Genomic DNA, 5,614 nt, shown 5'->3' on the forward strand with positions numbered 1-5,614 from the left:
GAGCAGGGGGAGCAGGCGCAAAGGGGGACAAGGGAGAATAACTAATGCCCACTTGCCCTGAGCGAAGTCGAAGGGATGCCCAATTATTACTTTTCCCAAAACCTGAAATTGAAACTACTTCCAGAAGTGCGACGATAACGGCGGCCGGTTTTTCTTGTTTGCCGTTTATTGAGCCTCTCGTTGGGTTGTTCAACTTCCACATCTTCAGACTCTTCAACTTGCAGCTGAGTTCTAGTTTCTTCCTTACTTCCCCACCAAGCAGTAATCCAGCCTCCAGCTAAAGCGCCTATTCCACCTAGCAAGATACTGATGGGTGCTGGATATCCCAAATACACAAAGCCAAGCATGAAAAATAACCAGTACTTTAGTCCCGTATCAACGCCATCAGAGGAGGCTACAACTGGGGCTTGGGGGCTATTATTAGTTGCATTTGTGATCCAACTGAGGATAAAACCGCCCAGAATACCTAAAAAGATACTCAAGGCTGGTGCAGAGCCGGTCATTCTTAATATAAATGCTAAAAATGCTCCAAATAACAGTTGAGAAAAGAAGCTGGGAGAAATCCTAAAAAAGTCGTTCTTTTTGTCTGCCATAGAGTAAAAAAAGGCTATTAACTAATTATTAGCTACGCTCTCTACGTTCGCGCAGCGTGTCGCAGGAGTACCCGGACTCGCTAACGTAATTCGTAATTTTCGATTCAATTACGAATTACGAATTACGAATTACGAATTATTTTAATTGTGCCTCTTGTGGTTGAGTTGTATCCAAAATCTTCACGTAGGATAGTTCTTCTTCAGTGAAAGGTTCAGCTTGTTGGAGTTGTGAGGCTAACAAATCGGCGGTGGCATCAGCGATATCACCAGTGCGGTTATTCAGACGCTCTTCTAGAACTTCTAGCGGTGCTGTGCATTGGATAATTTGAAGGGGAAGTTGGTGCTTCTTAGCTTGAGCGATCGCTTCTTGCCGTAACTGCTGTTTATCATACTTGGCATCCAAAATCACAGAAAAACCTTGTTTAGCCAGTATAATCCCCAATTCTAACAGCCGTGCGTAAGTTTTCTCACTCATCTCAGGTGTATACAAATCATCGCCACCCTTTTCCCAAAGGGGAATTCCTCCTAAATGTTTCCGCACCGCATCTGAACGAAGTTGAATCGCTCCCAATTGACGGGCTAAATGGCGTGCTGTGGTGCTTTTACCAGAACCGGACAACCCCGACATCAAAATTAGTTGTCCCAGTTTTGGTTTAGTGTACTCCCAAGCCTGTTTGTAATAGTCAGCAGCAGTTTTTGTCGCTTCTTCCTTTACTGTTGCTGGTACACTCGGATCATCTAACAAAAATGAAGTTACTTTTGCCCGGACATAAGCCTGACGGCTTAAATACAAGGGCAGTACCTGTAAGCCTTCCCAGTCTCCAGTTTGCTCTATGTAGGCATTTAAAAAGGCATTACCCAAGTCTTTGCGTTGTCGCGCTTCTAAATCCATCACCGTAAACGCCACATCGTACATCGTATCGACAAAGCGAAACGGCTCATTAAACTCAATGCAATCGAATAGCAAGATTTTGTCGTGCCACAGAGCAATATTTCTCAGGTGTAAATCCCCATGACATTCACGAATATAGTCGTTGTGAATTCTGCTAGCAAATAATTCTGAACGTTCTGCAAAAAAGTTATCTGTATATTGTTTTGTTTCTGTAAACTGCGCCTGAGTCTGGGGGCTACCAATATACTTCTCACTTTGCTCATAATTCTCGTCAAAGGCAGCCCGGACTTTTGGCACTTCACCAAAACTGCGAATATAATCATTCGTCTGTGCTTCGGCATGATATTGAGCCACCACCCGTCCCAACTCATCTAGTTGCGTCTCATCTAACTTCCCCTGTTCAAAAAGTGTACTTAATAGCGACTCTTGGGGAAACTGGCGCATCTTTAGCACATATTCTACAGCCTCGACCGTTCCCCCTAACTGGTATTGCTCTCCTACGAGAGTTATGGGCAAAACTTCCAAATAAAGTTCACCTGCTCCTCGCTGATTTAACCGCAACTCTTCCTCACAAAAATGCTGCCGCTTATCTAAGGTGGAAAAGTCCAAAAAACCAAAATTGGCTGGTTTTTTCAGCTTATAGGCGTAATCTCCAGTTAACAGTACATAAGAAATGTGTGTTTGAATCAGTTGAATTGGTTCCGTTACCGCATGGGGATAAAATCCAGGCTGCAACATTTGCTGAATTAACACTGGAAGGGTCGCTTCTGTCATCTCTGGCCTCTGCGGTTCAAATACAAAAAAACCAGGAGTTTCCCCCTGGTATCATCAAAAATTATTACATAGTTTACCAACTGAGTGCCCAGTTCCAAGTTTTGAGTGCTGAGAGGATATTTGATCTGTAAGTTGCCATATCAAGGAGAACTCGTTTTGGAAGCTTCTGGACTGCGAATGATGATATGTCCCTTCTCACTTTCTTGAATAGCTAAAACCGATGGTAGTTCATTAGGTTTTGCATTTGGGGGCAATGCTCGAAACAAATAAATCCAGTTGCCACGTTCTAAGAGTAAGCGCCAGACTCTTGGCTGCTTTGGATTGCTGATATCATTATCTTCCCTACCTCGCAAGTCGTCGAATAAACCCCGATCGCCAATAATGCGATAACCTTTCAAGGACGGATCAGCAAATATATCATCAAGTTTGCGTCCCACAGGAAACTTTTCTTCAGGTGTAATTAACGCTACAACGGGTAAAGTGGAGTTTTGACCAGCGTCTCGTCGGGCATCTGCAATGCCTTGCCAACGCGCTAACCAAAATATCACAATTAATACCCACGATACGATTACTATCTCATTGACTAGCGATCGCAGAAATTCTACTGAGCGCAGTTGTCCAGAACTAAATTCAGCCAGAGATTTAAGCTGTTTAGCTGTCCATGAGCGTTTATGTTGAGTAGCAGAGATGATGCGACTCAGTATTAATTGGCTTGCAGAGACGACTGTATCACTGATGATTTTAATTAACCATAATGTTGCTTGAATTGCGATCGCAGCTATAAAAAAGGCGATCGCACTTTTGCAGATTGTCCAACCATCTCCGAGAAATATTTGCAGGGGAACTATCAAAAAAGACTGTGCAGGTAAATCCAGGGTATTAACTTCTAGCTGAAAAAAGTAGAAATATGACCAACGATAAATCCAGCCTGCAAAGAAAAGCGCCGCACCCAGTAAGCCAAGTACACTTGTGAATTTACCTAAAATATTGCTTTCCTGATTAGGGTTAGGGGCTTGAATCATACAGTAGATGAGGGAAATAATATAGAATTTATCGTTTGTATGCAATATATAACCTCTCTCCAAACCTCTCTCCTAAAAGGCGAGAGGCTTTGAATTTTACTCGCCTTCCCTTTTCGGGAAAAAAGGCTTTAAATCTTACTCCCCTTCCCTTGTAGGGAAGGGGTTGGGGGTTAGGTCTATATTGCACTTAACTGCAAACCCATATTTCTCGTTCCCATGCTCTGCATGGGAATGCATTCATTGAGGCTCTGACTCAATATTTAATTAGAGGCAGAGCCTCTCATAGGCATTCCCAGTCGGAGACTGGGAACGAGAGATGGGGGGAGTGAACGCTCAGTTTCTTTTGGTAATTTTACGTAAATTTAGTACAAGCTTTTGAAGTTTAATGAGAAAGTTAAATATAGTCAAATATACCGTTAAAGCCATGAAAGCTTTTTTCCAGAGATGGGTTGTAGCAATTTTAGTAATGGCAGCAGCGATCGCCGGAAACATTCAAGCTGTAATTAGCCAGGATGTCAAGACGGGAAATTTATTATTAGCACAGACACAAATCAAAGCGGATGAATTAGAACTTGCGGTAGCCTTGCCAGAATTAGCAGAGATCATCCTTAATGGTGGTGAGTCAAGGAGTGGTCGAGTAATCGGAATTGATGCACAAAGCCAAGCTCTATCAATTCAGCGTAGTGGTAAAACTGCTACAATTCCCCTGAGCCAAATTGCAAAAGTAGTTTTCAAGAAAGAGGCATTGGTTTACAAAAGTGATAGGAGTCCACTTTTGCGGAGGGTTCCAATTATGCGGGGTGGAGGAGAACGTCCTACAGGTAAGGCTGTAACTTGGAGTGGTATACCCATAAATAACTTTAGTATAAAAAATACTACCCAAGGTCAAGCAGTGTTGAAGCTCAAACCACCTGTAGTTTCCACAGCACAGTTACGGGGTATTCAATCAGTGGCTAGAAATCGGCAATATGTGGTAGATGAAATCCAGTTCAATTCGCAACAAAGAACAATCACTATTCTGGCAAAACCTTATTGAGCGTGAATTCTTTCATCTGTAGGGGCGTAGATGTACGCCCTTAACCATTTTGACGTTCCTAACGATAAACACAATGTTCATAAGAAACATTGTGATGTGCATAGAAAACATTGTGATGTGCATAGAAAACATTGCAATGTTCATAGCAAACATTGTGATGTGCATAGAAAACATTGCGATATTTATAACAAACATTGCAATGTTCATAAGAAACATTGCGATGATCATAGAAAACATTCCAATGATCATAATAAACATTGTGATGTTGGTAATGACAGCTTTTGTTAATACCCAATTAAAAACAGCTACCTCAACGCTATTCTATGAAAAAAGTTCTCGCCAGTCTTTTGACTGTGGGCGTTTGTCTAACGCCTTTAACGGTAATGCTGATAGCTCAACCCACTTGGGGACAAACTCAAAACTCGCGATCGCAAGAAGCAGAAAAATTACTAGAGCAAGGGATAAAACTCACACAGCAACAGGAACACCAACAGGCAATACAAATATTACAGCAGACTTTAACCATTGCGCGAGAACTCAAAGACCAAAAACTGGAAGGAACCGTATTGGTTGGGCTTGGGTTTAACTACGACGCTTTAGGAGAAAAGCAAAAAGCACTCGATTTCTACAACCAAGCTCTGCCCCTTATTCGGGCTGTGGGCTATCGCTCTGGTGAAGCCACTATACTCAATAACATCGGTAAAGTCTACGACGATTTAGGAGAAAAGCAAAAAGCACTCGATTTTTACAACCAAGCTCTGCCCATTATTCGGGCTGTGGGCGATCGCACTGGTGAAGCTACTACACTCAATAACATCGGTGCAGTCTACTCCGCTTTAGGAGAAAAGCAGAAAGCGCTCGATTTCTACAACCAAGCTCTACCCCTTATTCGGGCTGTAGGCGATCGCACTGGTGAGGCTCGCACACTCAATAACATCGGTAAAGTCTACGACGATTTAGGAGAAAAGCAAAAAGCACTCGATTTTTACAACCAAGCTCTGCCCTTATGGCGTGCTGTGGGCGATCGCACTGGTGAAGCTACTACACTCAATAACATCGGTGCAGTCTACTCCGCTTTAGGAGAAAAGCAAAAAGCACTCGATTTCTACAACCAAGCTCTACCCCTTATTCGGGCTGTAGGCGATCGCACTGGTGAGGCTCGCACACTCAATAACATCGGTAAAGTCTACGACGATTTAGGAGAAAAGCAAAAAGCACTCGATTTTTACAACCAAGCTCTGCCCTTATGGCGTGCTGTGGGCGATCGCTCTGGTGAAGCCACTACACTCAATAACAT

Annotated in this window: 5 protein-coding genes; 2 read left to right on the top strand and 3 right to left on the bottom strand. The window is 42.9% G+C overall.

Annotation, left to right across the window (positions count from 1 at the left end):
- Window positions 1-86: 86 nt before the first annotated feature.
- From F8S12_RS26710 to F8S12_RS26720, 3 genes are all read right to left on the bottom strand, one after another.
- Complete coding sequence (locus tag F8S12_RS26710; protein ID WP_196519315.1) at window positions 87-593, bottom strand: hypothetical protein; 507 nt, start codon at window positions 591-593, stop codon at window positions 87-89.
- Between the two features lie 136 nt (window positions 594-729).
- Window positions 730-2,259 (bottom strand): bifunctional aminoglycoside phosphotransferase/ATP-binding protein, encoded by a 1,530-nt coding sequence (locus F8S12_RS26715; RefSeq protein WP_196519316.1) that lies wholly within the window; start codon window positions 2,257-2,259, stop codon window positions 730-732.
- A 140-nt stretch (window positions 2,260-2,399) separates the two neighbouring features.
- Entirely contained in the window at window positions 2,400-3,281 is an 882-nt protein-coding gene (locus F8S12_RS26720) for a hypothetical protein (protein WP_196519317.1), read from the bottom strand.
- A gap of 385 nt (window positions 3,282-3,666) precedes the next feature.
- Between F8S12_RS26720 and F8S12_RS26725 the strand changes: the two genes are divergently transcribed.
- On the top strand, window positions 3,667-4,317 hold the full coding sequence (locus F8S12_RS26725) for a hypothetical protein (RefSeq protein ID WP_196519318.1): 651 nt from the start codon (window positions 3,667-3,669) through the stop codon (window positions 4,315-4,317).
- Window positions 4,318-4,640: 323 nt separating this feature from the next.
- Window positions 4,641-5,614, top strand: a 974-nt coding sequence (locus F8S12_RS26730; protein WP_196519319.1) for a tetratricopeptide repeat protein, incomplete at its 3' end; no start/stop codon positions are given.

It is taken from the genome of Nostoc sp. WHI (assembly GCF_015714725.1).
In the GTDB taxonomy this organism is placed as follows: domain Bacteria; phylum Cyanobacteriota; class Cyanobacteriia; order Cyanobacteriales; family Nostocaceae; genus Nostoc.

Bases quoted from the DNA above. Each gene is read 5' to 3' on its own strand.
- F8S12_RS26710 (WP_196519315.1), bottom strand. From the start codon at position 593: ATGGCAGACAAAAAGAACGACTTTTTTAGGATTTCTCCCAGCTTCTTT.
- F8S12_RS26715 (WP_196519316.1), bottom strand. From the start codon at position 2,259: ATGACAGAAGCGACCCTTCCAGTGTTAATTCAGCAAATGTTGCAGCCT.
- F8S12_RS26720 (WP_196519317.1), bottom strand. From the start codon at position 3,281: ATGATTCAAGCCCCTAACCCTAATCAGGAAAGCAATATTTTAGGTAAA.
- F8S12_RS26725 (WP_196519318.1), top strand. From the start codon at position 3,667: ATGAGAAAGTTAAATATAGTCAAATATACCGTTAAAGCCATGAAAGCT.